General features: G+C 67.1%; 15 protein-coding genes and 1 pseudogene. 7 read left to right on the forward strand and 9 right to left on the reverse strand.

Annotated features, from left to right (window positions below; translation table 11 throughout):
* Positions 1-500: 500 nt before the first annotated feature.
* The 6 genes from P3H15_RS31790 to P3H15_RS31815 all read right to left on the reverse strand — a co-directional run bounded on the left by P3H15_RS31790 (position 501) and on the right by P3H15_RS31815 (position 5770).
* Entirely contained in the window at positions 501-1664 is a 1164-nt protein-coding gene (locus tag P3H15_RS31790) for a hypothetical protein (RefSeq protein WP_276140854.1), read from the reverse strand.
* Positions 1661-2011, reverse strand: a complete 351-nt coding sequence (locus P3H15_RS31795) for a hypothetical protein (RefSeq protein ID WP_276140855.1) — start codon at positions 2009-2011, stop codon at positions 1661-1663. Before P3H15_RS31795 ends, P3H15_RS31790 begins: the two co-directional genes overlap by 4 nt.
* A 293-nt stretch (positions 2012-2304) precedes the next feature.
* Positions 2305-3297 carry a plasmid pRiA4b ORF-3 family protein gene (locus P3H15_RS31800; RefSeq protein ID WP_276140856.1) on the reverse strand — a complete coding sequence of 331 codons (993 nt, stop codon included), beginning with the start codon at positions 3295-3297 and terminating at the stop codon, positions 2305-2307.
* 131 nt (positions 3298-3428) lie between these two features.
* Positions 3429-4106, reverse strand: coding sequence for a hypothetical protein (locus tag P3H15_RS31805; protein ID WP_276140857.1), 678 nt, complete (start codon positions 4104-4106; stop codon positions 3429-3431).
* A 387-nt stretch (positions 4107-4493) separates the two neighbouring features.
* On the reverse strand, positions 4494-4655 hold the full coding sequence (locus tag P3H15_RS31810) for a hypothetical protein (protein ID WP_276140858.1): 162 nt from the start codon (positions 4653-4655) through the stop codon (positions 4494-4496).
* Between the two features lie 125 nt (positions 4656-4780).
* Positions 4781-5770, reverse strand: a complete 990-nt coding sequence (locus tag P3H15_RS31815; RefSeq protein WP_276140911.1) for a rod shape-determining protein — start codon at positions 5768-5770, stop codon at positions 4781-4783.
* Between the two features lie 150 nt (positions 5771-5920).
* Between P3H15_RS31815 and P3H15_RS31820 the strand changes: the two genes are divergently transcribed.
* From P3H15_RS31820 to P3H15_RS31830, 3 genes are all read left to right on the forward strand, one after another.
* The gene (locus tag P3H15_RS31820; RefSeq protein ID WP_276140859.1) at positions 5921-6904 is read left to right on the forward strand and encodes a DUF3024 domain-containing protein; all 984 of its coding nucleotides are present in this window, start codon (positions 5921-5923) and stop codon (positions 6902-6904) included.
* A gap of 464 nt (positions 6905-7368) precedes the next feature.
* On the forward strand, positions 7369-7761 hold the full coding sequence (locus P3H15_RS31825) for a DUF3099 domain-containing protein (RefSeq protein ID WP_276140860.1): 393 nt from the start codon (positions 7369-7371) through the stop codon (positions 7759-7761).
* Between the two features lie 621 nt (positions 7762-8382).
* Positions 8383-8664 carry a hypothetical protein gene (locus tag P3H15_RS31830; protein ID WP_276140861.1) on the forward strand — a complete coding sequence of 94 codons (282 nt, stop codon included), beginning with the start codon at positions 8383-8385 and terminating at the stop codon, positions 8662-8664.
* Between the two features lie 271 nt (positions 8665-8935).
* Here the strand turns inward: P3H15_RS31830 and P3H15_RS31835 are convergent, their stop codons facing one another.
* Positions 8936-9115 (reverse strand): YegP family protein, encoded by a 180-nt coding sequence (locus P3H15_RS31835; protein ID WP_276140862.1) that lies wholly within the window; start codon positions 9113-9115, stop codon positions 8936-8938.
* A gap of 392 nt (positions 9116-9507) precedes the next feature.
* Positions 9508-10014 (reverse strand): hypothetical protein, encoded by a 507-nt coding sequence (locus tag P3H15_RS31840; RefSeq protein ID WP_276140863.1) that lies wholly within the window; start codon positions 10012-10014, stop codon positions 9508-9510.
* Positions 10015-10247: 233 nt separating this feature from the next.
* Between P3H15_RS31840 and P3H15_RS31845 the strand changes: the two genes are divergently transcribed.
* Positions 10248-10727, forward strand: a complete 480-nt coding sequence (locus P3H15_RS31845; RefSeq protein ID WP_276140913.1) for a hypothetical protein — start codon at positions 10248-10250, stop codon at positions 10725-10727.
* Positions 10728-10772: 45 nt separating this feature from the next.
* Here the strand turns inward: P3H15_RS31845 and P3H15_RS55820 are convergent.
* Positions 10773-11264: pseudogene (locus P3H15_RS55820) on the reverse strand (Clp protease N-terminal domain-containing protein); the annotation flags it as partial.
* A gap of 564 nt (positions 11265-11828) precedes the next feature.
* On the opposite strand from P3H15_RS55820, the gene P3H15_RS31855 reads away from it, so the two are divergent.
* From P3H15_RS31855 to P3H15_RS31865, 3 genes are all read left to right on the forward strand, one after another.
* A complete protein-coding gene (locus tag P3H15_RS31855) occupies positions 11829-12407 on the forward strand; it encodes an NADPH-dependent FMN reductase (RefSeq protein ID WP_276140864.1) in 579 nt (192 codons plus the stop codon).
* Positions 12404-12970, forward strand: a complete 567-nt coding sequence (locus P3H15_RS31860) for a flavin reductase family protein (RefSeq protein WP_276140865.1) — start codon at positions 12404-12406, stop codon at positions 12968-12970. Before P3H15_RS31855 ends, P3H15_RS31860 begins: the two co-directional genes overlap by 4 nt.
* Before the next feature lie 253 nt (positions 12971-13223).
* A complete protein-coding gene (locus tag P3H15_RS31865) occupies positions 13224-13667 on the forward strand; it encodes a hypothetical protein (RefSeq protein ID WP_276140866.1) in 444 nt (147 codons plus the stop codon).
* Positions 13668-13678: the final 11 nt, after the last annotated feature.

Consider the following 13678-nt stretch of genomic DNA (forward strand, 5'->3'; position numbering starts at 1 on the left):
AGGGCTTCGACAGGTACAGCGACCAGTTCGGGTTCCACTTCGACCACATCGACTCCGTCCACATCGACTGGATCTGACCTGAAGGGGACGTGCCGTTTCCGCAGGCCGAGTAATGCAAGCACGTTCACGATTGCCGGCTACCCCGAGGGTGTTCGCTGTGCTCCGCGCGTCGACGCGAGCCGGGGACGGTGATGGCCTGACGCCGCTAGTTTGGTCGGCTCGCGCCCGGTCTCGGGCGGCCTCGACCCCGTTGGCCGGTGCTGAATCCGATTGACGACGCGCATCGCACGGTGGAGGTCACCACGATCTGCCACCGCGCGGATGCTGATCGGTCCTCGTCCTGACCGCAAGGATCGACCCGGACCCCGGCGAAAATCAGCGGCGTCGAGCGCGAGTCACGATCCCGCGGCGGCATGTGCAGCTCCGGCTTTCGGTGGCACTACCGCAGTTCGCTGGTGACCGGGCACTCCCTTGCGGCACCCATCACTGCTTCTGCCGGTTCACACGCCTGCCCGGTCGAGGCGTTCGATGAGGCGTGGTTTGCGCGCGTGTGTGTGACGTAACGCCTGGCTGCGCTGGGTGAAGGTGTCACGTCGGCCGTCGCGGTCGGCGAGCGCCTGCAGATCGGTGAGCAGCGCGGCGGCGGCGTCGTACTGGTCGGGCTTCCGGGTGGCGATCATCGCGTCGATCCGCGACCACGTGGCCTCCTCGTCGCGGGCCAACTCGTCTATTCGTTTCTCGCGGGCGAGGGCGCGCGCCTTGCGCCGGCGGGCTTGCTGCTCGGCCCGCCGGGCGGCCTCCTGGCGTTCACGGTCGGCCCGGAGGCGCGCTGCGGCGTCGAGAAGATCGGCCACGGTCCGTCGGGGTGGAGCGGGTGTGCTTGTGGTGTGTTCGTCGTGGAAGCGGCGCAGCATCTCCGCCCGTACGGTCACGGCGGCGGCGTGGTCTTCGGCGATCCGCAGCAGGAGCCGGTCCTTCTCGGCGACGGGCATGGCCTGCACCCAGGCGGCGAGTTCGCCGGGGACGTCGGTGGTCTCGGCGAGTGGTGCGCTGGTCTGGGTCGTGATGGCGAGCAGGTCGTCGTCGACGCGGAGGAAGTCGGCCAGGGCGCGCTGCGCCGCGGTGAGCGTGGCCAATCCGGGTGGCACGGGTGGCTCGAGTTCCTCAGCGTCGTGGTCGACGGCGTACTCGCCGGCCTCCCCGGCGCTGTAGCCGGCCAGCCAGGCGAGATAGAGCGGCCGGAGATCGCCCGCGGCGAGTTCGGCGCGGACCCCGACGATCGCGGACATCGGTGCGACGGCGTCGGGATCGAAGTCGCCGGCCTCGTCCTCGCTGGTCAGATCGAGCACAAGGTATTCGCCTGTGGTCCAGGCTATTACCTGGTCGCCGACGCAATAGTTGCGGGCGACGTCGATGTCGAGCAGGCCGCGCGGTAGGCGCAGCATGATCCGCTGTGTGCCCCAGTTCGCCAGATACAGGTGCGCGTCGTAGAAGCGCTCCATCATCCGGTTCGGATCGCCTCGAAAGTTGCCCCAGTGGTACTCGTTGACGAAACTGGTGGCCGTGATCCGCGCGCGAGTGGACAGTGAACGGACCTCGGCCAGTTGGCGATCGTCCAATGGTCGGTCGACGGCGAGGAACTCGTAATACTGGTACTCACTCATCGCCGATCCTGCCGATCGGCACGGACAAAGGGCTCCGCCCGGAAGCCCGAGTCGTCTCCGAGATGGACGAACAGGTGTCCCTCGAGCGTTGCGTCACCCACCAGAGCGGCCCAGCCGCGCCCGCTGACCTGGTCGCCTTCGTCGTCACCGTCCCAGCTGAACTCCACGACGGTGCGGTCGTCGCGTTCGGTGGTCCGGCAGTCCATCCAGCCCCGGACGGCGATGAAGCCGAACTGGCCCGTCCCGTCGTCGGCGAACTCGATGAAACCAGGTTCGACGAGGTCGATCGCGTCGCGATCCCACAGGTCCATCTCCACGATTCGCCATCGACCGGTTGGGCGTCTCACGGGTCCTCCCACTACTTGTCGGCACGTGCGGTGTCAGGGTAGCCACCGCAGGGACCGGTGCCACGCGTCGGGGCTGCGCCGACCGGTGGCCCTTACTTGCTGGCCCGCTCCGCGCGGGCACGCTTCCGCGCCGTTGGTGTGCACCGAAAGCCGCGGACCCACGTGCGCACCGAAGGTACCCTCTGTGAACGCGGCCCGCACGCACCGGTCCCTTCGCGATGCGCGACCGGGATGTCCTGTTTCCGTGGGCTTTCGGTGATGATCCTGGGAGTGATGGGGGTAGGGCAGTGCGGCTACGACGGCGCGGCGGAACCGGCGTCGGTCGCGTATCGCCCGGACGCCCACCACGGTGGTGTGGGCAGGGACGCGGCCAGATAGCGGCGTAGCGCCTCCGGGTCGTCGCGGAGGGCGGCCCCCTTCCTGGTGAGCAAGAGCTGCCCGCGGTATCTGCGCAGCAGCCGGAGTTGCGCGGCGGTTTCGCGGAGAGCGAAGACCGGGGCGGTGGTGTCCTCCCGGGTGCAGGTGCCGATCCACAGCTCACGCCACCGCAGTTCATCCATCGCCGCGGTCACCACCGCGGGCGGGAGATACCCGGCGGCGGTCAGTCGGATGCCCTGCCCGCCGACCCGGGTGAGTAGCCATCGCACCGCCGTTGCCGCGGGCTGGAAGTGCCGGTCACGGCCCTCGGGAATCGGCACCGGCGGTGCGGCGAGATCGCGCAGGCCGGCGTTGGTCTCCTCGACCGAGAAATAGGTGGGATCGAAATCGTCGGACACCAGCTTGTGGGCGATGGTCGGATCCTGCAGGAGGTGGTGGTATCCCCAGATCCCGCCGCAGTCCTCCGGCGGGCAGGCGCGGGCGCCACCGATGCAGAGCGCGGGCGGTTCGTCGTCGGCCCGGGGCAGCACCTTCTCCACGACGAGGGTGTGTTCCCAGCCGTCGCCGAAGTCGTACCGGTAGAACAGCCGGTCCTTCGGTTCGGCGAGGAGTTCATCGAGGCGCACCCGGTTCTCCAGCACCCCGTCGGCGCCTTCGTCGAGCATGAACTGTATGTGGAATTGCTCGGCGAATCGGTCCACGTTGTTGTCCCCGGCCATGAATTGGTGCAGATGGCTGTCGGTCCACCCCATGGCCTGCTGCAGGACGGCGTGCAGTTCGTCGAGCATCAACTCCGAGGACAGCAGCAGTCGCCGCCAGATCGGTGGCTTCGCGTCGTCCAGATCGACCCTGACCTGGAAGGTGGCCGGCTGGGACCGCCGAGCGTGCGAACGAGTGGATCTGGCCATGCCGGTCAAGGCTAGTCGGCGCCGACTGCGGCGGGCGGTGCGGTGTTCGCCTTCCGTCGCGCCGGAACAACCTTCGGCTCGAGTGGTCGGCGGCCGCGGTACACAGGGCGGTCCTTGTTTACCGAGGTGATCTAGCTAGCATCGCATTTGGCCGCTCGTTCGACGTTTCGCTTGAGTACGGCCAACATCCGTGCCTGCATGATCCAGACAACCGGGGGAAAGAGCCAGTAGAAGACGAAACGCCCGAGCCAGCGCGGGCGGAAGACCTGATAGCCGCCGATCACCAGACGGGTGCGCCCGCCAGGCGACTCCTTCAACAGGAAGCCCCAGAGTCCTTCCGTGTAGGCCGACGGCCGTGGCTGCCGGGGATCGAGACCGCGGCCTCGAAGATCGCTCAACCCGCGCAGTCCCAGGAACCGATTCGGTTCCAGCGCTGCAACCTCCCACGCGTCCACGGGGCCGTGGCGGCGTGTCCAGTACTTCACGTGGTCGCCGAGGGCGAGGTCCTGCCACTCGGGGTGGACTCTGTGAGCACTCGGGCGACCGGCGTTGTCCAGGTGGTCCCAGGAGTACCATCCCCCACGATCCCCGCCCAGCTGGACCAGCCACGGCCAGACCTGATCCGGCGGGGCGTCGATCGTGACGGCCATCGCCCCGCCCCTTTCACCGCCGGGAACCAGGTCACCGCCGGGATACGGCCCCGCAACTTCTTCATCCGTCGCACCCCACCGCACGAGCCGTGGACGTACCCAGGCCCCGTAGACGACCGCCGCCCCGGCGGCCCCGACGATCGTGCGTCCGACTGACATACGACAAGCATCGGAGGCCCGGCACCGCCCCGCAAGGGACCAACGTCACGGGCGCGGTGCCCCCCTCGGCGGCCCGGCCGCAACCCGACGGGAGCGGGGCGCGATCAACCCGGGCCGGTCCGGATCCGAGGTGCTCGGCACCACAGGCGGAGCCGAGGGCACGGTTGTCGGAGCGGCCGGAGCCGCTACCGACGGCGTCCACGGAAAATCCCCTTCCGATGACGCCGCCTCGAGCAACACCTCGCCCTGACCGTCGCCGCCATCTCTTACGACCAGCAAATAGCCGCCGACGATCAACGCGACTACAAGGATGGCCAGCGCGGCGAACAGAGCCCAATACCGCTGCTCGATCGCCGCGACGACTGATAGGCGGTCCGGGAAATCAGACTAGACCGCGGCGGCGACGAGGGACATGTCGGCGTTGAGCACGGCGTCGAGCCAGACCAGCGCCTCGACCAGGGGGGCGGGCCCGCAGCACCGGATCGGGTTCCCGTTCGGCGGCGGCGAGCTCGGACCGGGCCGCGGCGCGGTCCCCAGTCGCGGATCCACGTGTGGCATCGCGCCGCAGAGCGAGCCGGCTCAATCGGAAAGTCCGAGAAATATCACAAGAGGTCCAGCCGAAACTTCTCGAACACTACTTTCCGCGGCCACCCGTCCCGGCGCCGAATCGGTGATCATGCGCCGTAGGCGGAAACCACCTCAGGGTGCACCAGACACGCCGTCGCGCCTTCGGCGACGCAGGTGAGCGGGCGTTCGGCCGTCTTCACGGGGAACCCGAAGGACTCTTCGAGCAGCTGCGACAGACCACGCAGCAGCGCCCCGCCACCGATGACGAGTAGCCCTTCCGACATCACGTCACCGATCGCCTGGGGAGGAAGGTCCTCGAGAACCTCGGTCAGGGTCTGCACGATTCCGGTTGTGGTCGGCCGCAACGCATCCACGATCTCCTCTGTTTCGAGGGTGACCAGTCGTGCCCGGCCGGTGACGGCATCGCGGCCCTCCACGACGAGCGACTGCCCCTCCTCGGTGTCGGGTGCGCCGAGCTTGGCGCGCTCGGCGGTGAGCTCGCCGACGACGATCTTGTGCTCGGACCGCAGGTACTGATACAGGGCGTTGGTCAGTTCGTCCCCGGCGAGCCGGCAACTGCGGTGGGACAGAATGCCGCCGAAGCAGATGGCGGTGATTTCGGAAGTGCCGCCGCCGATGTCGACGACGAGGTGGGCGCGCGGTTCGAGCGGATTGATCCCGCAGCCGAGGGCCCCCGCGACCGGCTCCGGTATCAGACAGACCTTCCGCAGGCCGGCCTTGTGTCCGACCTCGAGCAGGGCGCGACGTTCGAGCGGGGTGGCGCCCGCGGGCACCGAGATGACCCCCTTCGGGTGCAGACCGTATCGCCGGGCCGGGGACACCCGCTTGACGACGGCCGTGACGAAGGCCCGGGCGGAGTCGAGGTCGACGATCACCCCGTCGCGCAGCGGCCGCACCGGCGTGATTCCGATCGGAGTACGGCCGACGAGACAACGCGCATCCGCGCCGATGGCGAGGGCACGGTGGGGATCCTTGGTCCGAACCAGCATGAAGGACGGCTCGTTCAGGACGATGCCGTCGTCGGGGGTCCCGACGACAGTGTTGGCAGTGCCGAGATCGATACCGAGTCCACCCACGTCGGCCTCCGAAAGGGATTCCACCGAGACCATTTCGATGGTACGCAGGTGGCAGCGACATTCGGGTGACGCCCACGTCACGACTCGGATGTGCCCGGGTTGACGATCCGGGCGGAGAACGCGGGCTCGGAGGCGAGTACCTTCTGCAGCGTGTTCGTCACCGATCTGCGTCATTTCCTCGATCTGCCGGATGAGGTCCCCGGGCCTGCACGCCGTCTCGCCGAGCAGCTGTATGACCTGGTTCGCGCCGCCACCGCCGGTGACACCGGTGTCCGCTGGCTGAGCGCGCTGCCGTGCCGGCGACGTCCGGGTAACCGCCGCTGCGCCGGCCGGATGTTCGTTCTCCGCGCCGATACCGAGGGCCCCATCGCCTGGGAGTGCAGCACCTGTGGTGACGGGGGACGCATCAGCGACTGGGAGGGCTCACCGTTCGACCTCCGACGCGCTCGACCGGTCGGGATCAGCTCGGTGCACCGCCTTCGCATCCCCGACGAGGTGGCCGCGACACTGCGCGGCATCATGCTGCTGGACACCGACTGCGAACGCGTCGTCTTCCGCGCGTGTGTCGACGGCGACGACATCATCCTGCCGGTCGGCGGCGACGACCTCGAGGAGCTGATCGGGTACGTGGCCGCCGACGCCAACCACGAACCGAACCGGCGCCGCCAGCAGCGCCTCGACGCCGCGTTCACCGTACTCAGTGAGGCCGTCGAGAACCCGCACAGCTCACCCCCGGCACTGGTGGCCGCGGGCGACAGAACCGGCGATGTGCCGTCGCGGCCGGGAGGGGCGGTTCCCGGTCTGCCGGAGTTGGATATTGCGCGGGTGCAGCGGTGGTGCGGTGCCCGGGTTCCCGAGCACGCCCGGCATGAGGTTCGCCTCGAATGTGAGGTCGCGGCGCGGCACCTGACCATCGTCGAGCGGCGCGCCCCCTGGTGCGACGACGTCGGGCCGGAGTGGACCAGCCTGCCGATCGCCCGGCTGCGCTATACCAAGGCCACGAGGACCTGGAGTCTGTACTGGCGGGACCGCAATCTCCGCTTTCATGCCTACGACCGGCTGGCGCCGTCGCCGCACCTCAAGACCCTGCTGACCGAACTCGACCGGGACCCGACCTGCATTTTCTGGGGCTGACGATCCCACTGTGCGTTTGATGAGGGGGTGCCGCATCGAATCCCCTCACGAAGCGACACTTCGGGGACCTGAAACCGACAAGATCGCCGGAGTCCGTCACCGACAGATATCCGGAAAACCTCAGGTCAGGGACGACATAACTGACATCGCCCGGTGGAACCTGCGGTCGTTGTAGGTGTCCTCTGCCATTTGATCTGAGGTATTGCGAATGAACCTGAGGTAACCGCGGCTTTCTGCCATCAAGTTGAGGCAGACCGGCTGTCTACCGGCGCGTTTCGAAACAGGCCTCTCACCGCTCGACGTCGACTTGCCTCAACAATGTGGCAGGAAGGCGACCTTGCACTGCCATATTGCTGAGGCACCCCTGGTCAATAACCCGTTCGTGCCTCGGATCGAATGGCAATGGACCTCTGCCACTTGATCTGAGGTATTGCGAATGAACCTGGGGTAACGGCGGCCCTCGGATGGTTCGGTTCACTGTTACCGGGTATTCCCGGGCGGTGAGCTTTGCGCACGCGCTGCGGTCCGCCATCACGGGTCCGAGCTCTTGGTGGGCCATCACGGCGAGTGGTACCGCCCGCGACCCGGTCAGTATCACCACGGCATCGGTGTCACTCGAGGAGCGGCATCGGGTACGTGTGCGCCGGTACGTGATCGGGATGTCGTTGAGGACCCTCGCGTTCGTGCTGTCGGCGGTGGTCTACGGTGTCGTTGGTAACTTGTGGGTGGCCATGGCGTTCTCGCGGTTCCGCTGCCGTGGATCGTCGACGACCTGCCGCCGTGGGAGCAGGACGAGTCCTAGTGAGCGAGGCTGGATGTGGTTGTCGTGGGCGAAGGTCGCCACCGCCTTCCGATGACCCTCGCCGAGCTTTGCGGAACAACGCCGGCGACGAGATCGGATACCCGGGTGGCCGGACAGGAACGCCACCACGTCGAACAGCAGAGGCAATACATCGCAGTGCACCGCGTTATTGCCGCCGAGGTAGCAGCGGCTGGACGGCCTGCCGACGCGACACCGTCGGTACCGAATTGGTGAACGACCACCGCGGCACAGCGCGCTCGCGCTTTCCGTTTCCCACAGCCGGTGCCGGGGCCAGTGCCGCGACCGATGAACGATCGGTCCGACGGCATGGAGGCAGGTTAGGTCTAGCAAATCGGTAACCGGCAAGTTGCGCGACCGTCGTCCGTGGTCAGGTTTGTGGTCTGGCGGTGCGATTATGTGTGGGAACTGCTGTCTCAGTAATGTTTCGGCAACGCACCCGAACCTCCGGTCGTGGGAGGACGCTGTCACAGCTCCGTCGCGCACAGCTCCGTCGGGTACGCCTCGGCGAGGCCGGCAGCGACCGGAGGAAGATGCGGGGACAGGCACCGGTCGTGCCGTCGGGATCGGCACTGCGCGACTCGGGACGGCCGCCGCCTACCGGTGACGGGCGGGGGGTTCATGCTCCGGAGTGCCAGCGAAGGAGAAAGGGGAGCACATGGCCGAGATAGGAGAGCAGGCACCGCAACTCGGTGATGCGTTCCGGGTCGGGGCCCGGGTCCTGGTCCGCAGGCTCGCGGAGGCGGCCGCGACGGGAGCGGTGGTGGAGGACTACACCGACCTGATTCATGAGCAGGACCGCGGCCATGAGTGGGCGCCGGTGCATCGGTGGGCGGTGGCCCTCGATGACGGACGGCTGGTGTTCGCCGACACCGACGACCTCACCGTCGATCCGTCACCGGACGACCCGCGGGAGGGACAGGACGAGGCGGTCGAGTAGCAGTCGGGAGTGCCGGCGAGAGTGTGCGGGGTACCGACAGTCTCCAGCTGTAGCACCCTGGGCCTCGCGCGGGAGAGGGGCGACGTGTCTCGGCCCGCGCGCGGCAGAGGCGGCCCCTACCCCGACCGACGGGTGATGGCGGTCGGCACGAGGTCTGGCTGCGGTGCCGGGAGTAGGAACCGGTCCGCAACGTAGGAGGCGAGTACCCCATCCCCAGGCGCGCAAGCAGCTCGGCCGTCCGACCTCGATCTCCGGCCGCATGAGCGTGGGGTCAGGTCAGGTCCTCGGTCGGGGCGGACGCGGCATTGGCCTTGATCGACGCAATCCCGTTCTGGGTGGACGCCTTCGACGTGTACCCCTGACTGGCCGCGATGATCTCTCCGTTCGCTGCCTTCAGGTGAAACCGGAACTGGCCGGCGGCGTCCTTGAACAGCTCGAACTTCGCAGTCATCGCCCCTCCTCGGGATGAATCCACGGCGGTCGCCGACAACGCTCACCGTAAGCCGACCGATCGGCCACCGGCACCGGAACGCACGATTCGGGCGGATCTGTCTGATGCATGCAACTTCCGCGGGCGGTGCGGTGTCGAGGAAGCCCACTCCACCGGGGCACCCGAGTGTCGTGTACTCGACGGCCGTCTTCGCGTTGTCGGGGGCAGGTGAGCCTTCGAGTGGCTGGCCGCCGTAGGTGATCCAGCAGGGCCGTCCGCCGCCATACGGGCTCTCGTCGGACTCGGGCGTCCATTCGACCGTGGTGAGGGCGTAGTCCGCCTCGTTGGCGTAGCCGTAGCAGTAGGCGGCCTTGGTGTCGCGGAGGTAGTGGGTCACGCACTGCTGCTGGAGATCACTGATCTGGGCCGGGTCGTTGGTGCCGGCGACGAACCGGACGTTGGACTGGCCGCCCAGGTCGTCCTTCGATTCTCCGTGTGCTCGGACCATCGACTCCGAGAAGGTCAGGGGGTGCCGTCGGCGCGGCGGCAGCCTCCGGCTGGGACGCGGGACTGGCTGGCGCGGGAACTGCGGACATCGACGTGCGGGTCTCCGATCCGTACGCTGCGAGCTCGTCGAAGTGGACGGTGGTGTCAACAGCCCCGGTGGCGACGACGAACGCGAACGGGGCCGCAACCCCGATCGCGATCTTCATCAGCACGCCGCCGACCCGATCGCCGGGTTGCGGTGACGTGAGGGCCGCCTTGCGGCGCGTGAGCAACGGCGCGACCGCGGAGAAGTAGAGCAGCATCCACGAGATGGCGAACAGCAGGGCCGCAGGCAGCCAGATCGGCTCCGAGACAAGGAAGCTGATGGCCATGATCAGGAAGAGCACGCCGACCGCGCCGCCCAGGACCCGCAAGGCGATCCACAGCGCCGTGAGGGGACCGGGTTCTCGAGGAGGCTGTGGCTGCGGCCACGGGTACTGCCCGTGCGGCCGCTGGGACCGTTGTCACTGAGGGGGCGGACCCTGCGGGTGCTGCGTCATGCGATCAGTATCGGTCGTGGAGATCCGCCATGTGAATTGGGGTGATGGCATGTCGCCGCGCCGACGGGTGAGGGGCGTTGCCGTCCGGGTGTGGTCTGCTAGTCCGCATGGACGAGGCGAACAAGCGCGTGGTCGATCCGAAGGCCGACCCGGAGTATCTGACGCTGTCGGCGGCCGGGAAGGAGTGCGGGGTGAGCGTGCGGGTGCTCCGGGAGTTGATCCAGGATCGACATCTGGTCGCGGGTGTGGCGCGGACCAGGGCCGGGCACGCCTACCTGCACCGTGATCACGTGCCGAGTTGGTCGGAGGTCGAGGCGCTGCTGGTGCAGATGTATCAGCGGCAACTCGCCCGGCTCGAGAAGGCGATGAGGGTCCTCGAATCGGAGGTCGAGGCGGTGCGGTTCGATCTGAACGAGGCGAAGGCGGATCCGAATGAGCCGCTCGGTGACGACCTGCTTGCCGCCGCCGATTACGCCTACGGCCAGAGCGGTAAGACGCTGTCGGGTGCGGTGAGCAAGCTCAACAGCGAGGTGATGGCGCTGGCGGTCGTCCGGGCGCACCTCGACGAGGTGCGTCGGACCGTGTGAGGTTGGACCGCATCTCGCGGAGGTGGAGGTGGGGTCGTCGAGCAGGGCCTGGAGGAGGTGGGCGGTGCCGATCTGCTCGTGTCCGAGCAGGGCGGTGTGGTGGAGGTTGGTTTCGAGGACCTTCTTCGTCTTCTTCGGTGATGGGGATGTGTCCGGCGGCTTGGGCGGAGCCCACGGGGTGCTGAGCGCGTCGAGCTTGCTCTCGCGTGCCGGCGTGGTGATACCCCAGGAGGTCAGTGCTGCTGCTCCGGGGCCGCCGGCGTCGAGGATCCCGAGAAGAAGGTGCTGGGTGCCGACTTCAGTTCTGATGGTGGGTGCGGGCGGCGCCGGCGGCGAGGGTAACCACTTGGCGGGCTTGGTCTGAGAATTTCTCGAACACGATGACGTAGTCCCTCCCCGGGCGTCGCCGTGAGCGACGCGAACCGCTGCTGACTTCGTGCTGTTAATTTCTGGGCGGTGGGGAGGTGATTGTGGGTGGGATCGATGCGATATCGGCAACCCGCGGGTGTAATGGCGTGGTGACCTGTGTGATGACACGCCGGCGGTAGTTATCTCCTGGTGTGAGTGCTGGGGTGCTGGCGGGGGTGCCGGGTGCCGGTTTGCTTATTTCTGATCCGGTTTGAGTGATGTGGTGTGCAATGTCGTATTGCGTTGTTGTGGAGGGTATTTCACGGATAGTCGCCTATCTGTACTGCTGCGCACATCGTTGACGTGCGGTGGCTGGGCCTGTTGTGGCGGCTCACCTGTACGTGGCCGTACGGCTCGTCCTGGGGGTCTGTGGTGTCGGAGCGGTGAACGCACGTATCGGTTTGTTGCCGTGGACGATCTGCGTGCCGGTGCCGGTGCCGGTGCCGGTGTCGGTGAGCTGGGGTTCATTGTCGGTCACCACGGCAGCGCTGGGTCGTGCATCACCCCGATGGGGCGATTTTCTTGTCCGGCTCGTGATTGGTAACCGCCCGGGTAGGGCGGTGGCAACGGTCACTGTGTGCGGCACTCTGTGTGTTGGAACACGGGTGATGAAGCGTCACACACGGTCCGTGACAAGTGGCCACTTGCGGCTCAGGTCGTGCACGACAGCGGCGCGCAGAGTGCTGCGACGGCGTGCCGGTGCACGGCGTGAGCGCAGTGCACACCGAACTACTAACGTGGGAGTACCGAATGCGAATTTGTGTATTGGTTGGGAACCCGAAGGCTGGCTCTCGGACTCTAGCCGCCGCCGAAGCGCTTGCGGCGCGGCTGACCGTCCCTTCCGACACCATCGATGTCATCGACCTGGCGGAGCACGTGGGTGAGATTTTCACGTGGCCGTCGGAGAAGATGGATTCCCTGACCGCCCAGGTGGCCGGCAGCGAGATCCTGATTGTTGCTTCTCCGACGTACAAGGCGAGCTACACCGGGCTGTTGAAAAGCTTCTTGGACCGGTACTCCGCCTCTGGTTTGCGGGGCGTGTACGCGATTCCGGTGATGACCGGTGCGGACCGCGGCCACGCGATGGCCCCCGACGTCAATCTCAGGCCGCTCCTGGCGGAGCTCGGCGCCAGTGCGCCGACCGAGAGCCTCTACATCGAAACCCCGAAGATCGACTCGCTCGACGAGTTGCTGTCCGACTGGATCCGGCTGAACACACCGTTGCTTCCGATCGACGCCGGCGCGGACATCGACGTGGTGACGGCACGATGACCACCACTCCTCAGACGATCGAGTCCGAGTCCGAGTTCGGCTGCGGTGTCCATGCGCTGGCGCTGGCGCCGGCGTCGGCCGGCTCGGCCGAGGTGCGCGATGTGTTCCGGCGGTATGCCGCCTCGGTCGGTGCTCTGTGCGCGATGGTGGACGGCGAGCCGGTGGGCATCGTCGCGACATCCCTCGCCGTCGGGATCTCCTTCGACCCGCCGATGATTACATTCTCGATCCGCAAGGCGTCCACCACGTGGCCGAAGCTGCGCAAGGCTTCTCACATCGGCGTCTCGGTGCTCGCAGAGAACCAAGGCGCGATCTGCCGGCAGATCTCCGGTCCCGCGGCCGAGCGGTTCACCGGGTTCGGTCTGCACGAGACCGCTGAGGGTGCGGTGTTCTTGAAGGACGCCATGACCTGGCTGCTGTGCACGGTGACCAACGAGGTCGACTGCGGCGATCACGTCATCATCGTCTTGGAGTTGGTCGAAGTCGGCCATGACCGTGACGGTGCCCCACTGATCTACCTGGATGGGAAGTTCTACGGCGTGGGGGAGAGCACTTCCTCCTGACCTCTGCGCTGTCGTGGCCCTCTGCGGTCACCGGGACGTGGAGGAGGGCCCGGCGGAAGCTACGCGAACTACTGATCACTGTGCGGCCGGGCCACGACCTCCATGGCAGACAGGACCACTACCGCCCCGACTCAAAGAACTGGTCTACATCGAATTCGACGCGACAGCCACACACCTCTACGGCCCAGGGCTCAGGATCCACATGCGAAATACACTCGCGCACGGTGCAACTCCGGCCCAGATCGTCAACGTCTTGACGCTCCTCAGCGCGCTCGGTGAGCGCACGATGTCCGAGGCGCTCCCCATCCTGGACCGGATCGTCGGCCAAAAGAAACGGCTCCGAAGGCACATGACGCAGCACGGGCGCTCAACGAAGCGCGTATCACGACATGCGACTGGGCCGCCGACGTCTCCGGCACCCAGGCGAGAAGAAGCCATGACGACGTCCAGTGAGCATCTCGACGACATCCTCGATCTCGCAATTTTCTGGACACCGATCGGATTGCCGACACCCGAGAGAATCCGGTCCGAATTCGGGATCGACGTCGCCGACTATCGACGACGGCTCGAAACCGCCGTTCGGCTCCACCAGCGGCGAACGGTCGACCCGACTCGTATAGCCCTTGAGAGATTCTATGCCCCATCTATTCTCGCTGCACTCGCGCACCGGCTTCAGCACCAACAGCCGTGCAAATGACCTAGTCGACG

It is taken from the genome of Rhodococcus sp. T2V, assembly GCF_029269925.1.
Lineage (GTDB): Bacteria > Actinomycetota > Actinomycetes > Mycobacteriales > Mycobacteriaceae > Rhodococcus_F > Rhodococcus_F koreensis.

What these genes read in the sequence shown, in the direction of transcription:
- P3H15_RS31790 (WP_276140854.1), bottom strand. Translation starts at nt 1,664, where the DNA reads ATGAGTGAGTACCAGTATTACGAGTTCCTCGCCGTCGACCGACCATTG.
- P3H15_RS31800 (WP_276140856.1), bottom strand. Translation starts at nt 3,297, where the DNA reads ATGGCCAGATCCACTCGTTCGCACGCTCGGCGGTCCCAGCCGGCCACC.
- P3H15_RS31805 (WP_276140857.1), bottom strand. Translation starts at nt 4,106, where the DNA reads ATGTCAGTCGGACGCACGATCGTCGGGGCCGCCGGGGCGGCGGTCGTC.
- P3H15_RS31825 (WP_276140860.1), top strand. Translation starts at nt 7,369, where the DNA reads ATGGTTCGGTTCACTGTTACCGGGTATTCCCGGGCGGTGAGCTTTGCG.
- P3H15_RS31830 (WP_276140861.1), top strand. Translation starts at nt 8,383, where the DNA reads ATGGCCGAGATAGGAGAGCAGGCACCGCAACTCGGTGATGCGTTCCGG.
- P3H15_RS31835 (WP_276140862.1), bottom strand. Translation starts at nt 9,115, where the DNA reads ATGACTGCGAAGTTCGAGCTGTTCAAGGACGCCGCCGGCCAGTTCCGG.
- P3H15_RS31845 (WP_276140913.1), top strand. Translation starts at nt 10,248, where the DNA reads ATGGACGAGGCGAACAAGCGCGTGGTCGATCCGAAGGCCGACCCGGAG.
- P3H15_RS31860 (WP_276140865.1), top strand. Translation starts at nt 12,404, where the DNA reads ATGACCACCACTCCTCAGACGATCGAGTCCGAGTCCGAGTTCGGCTGC.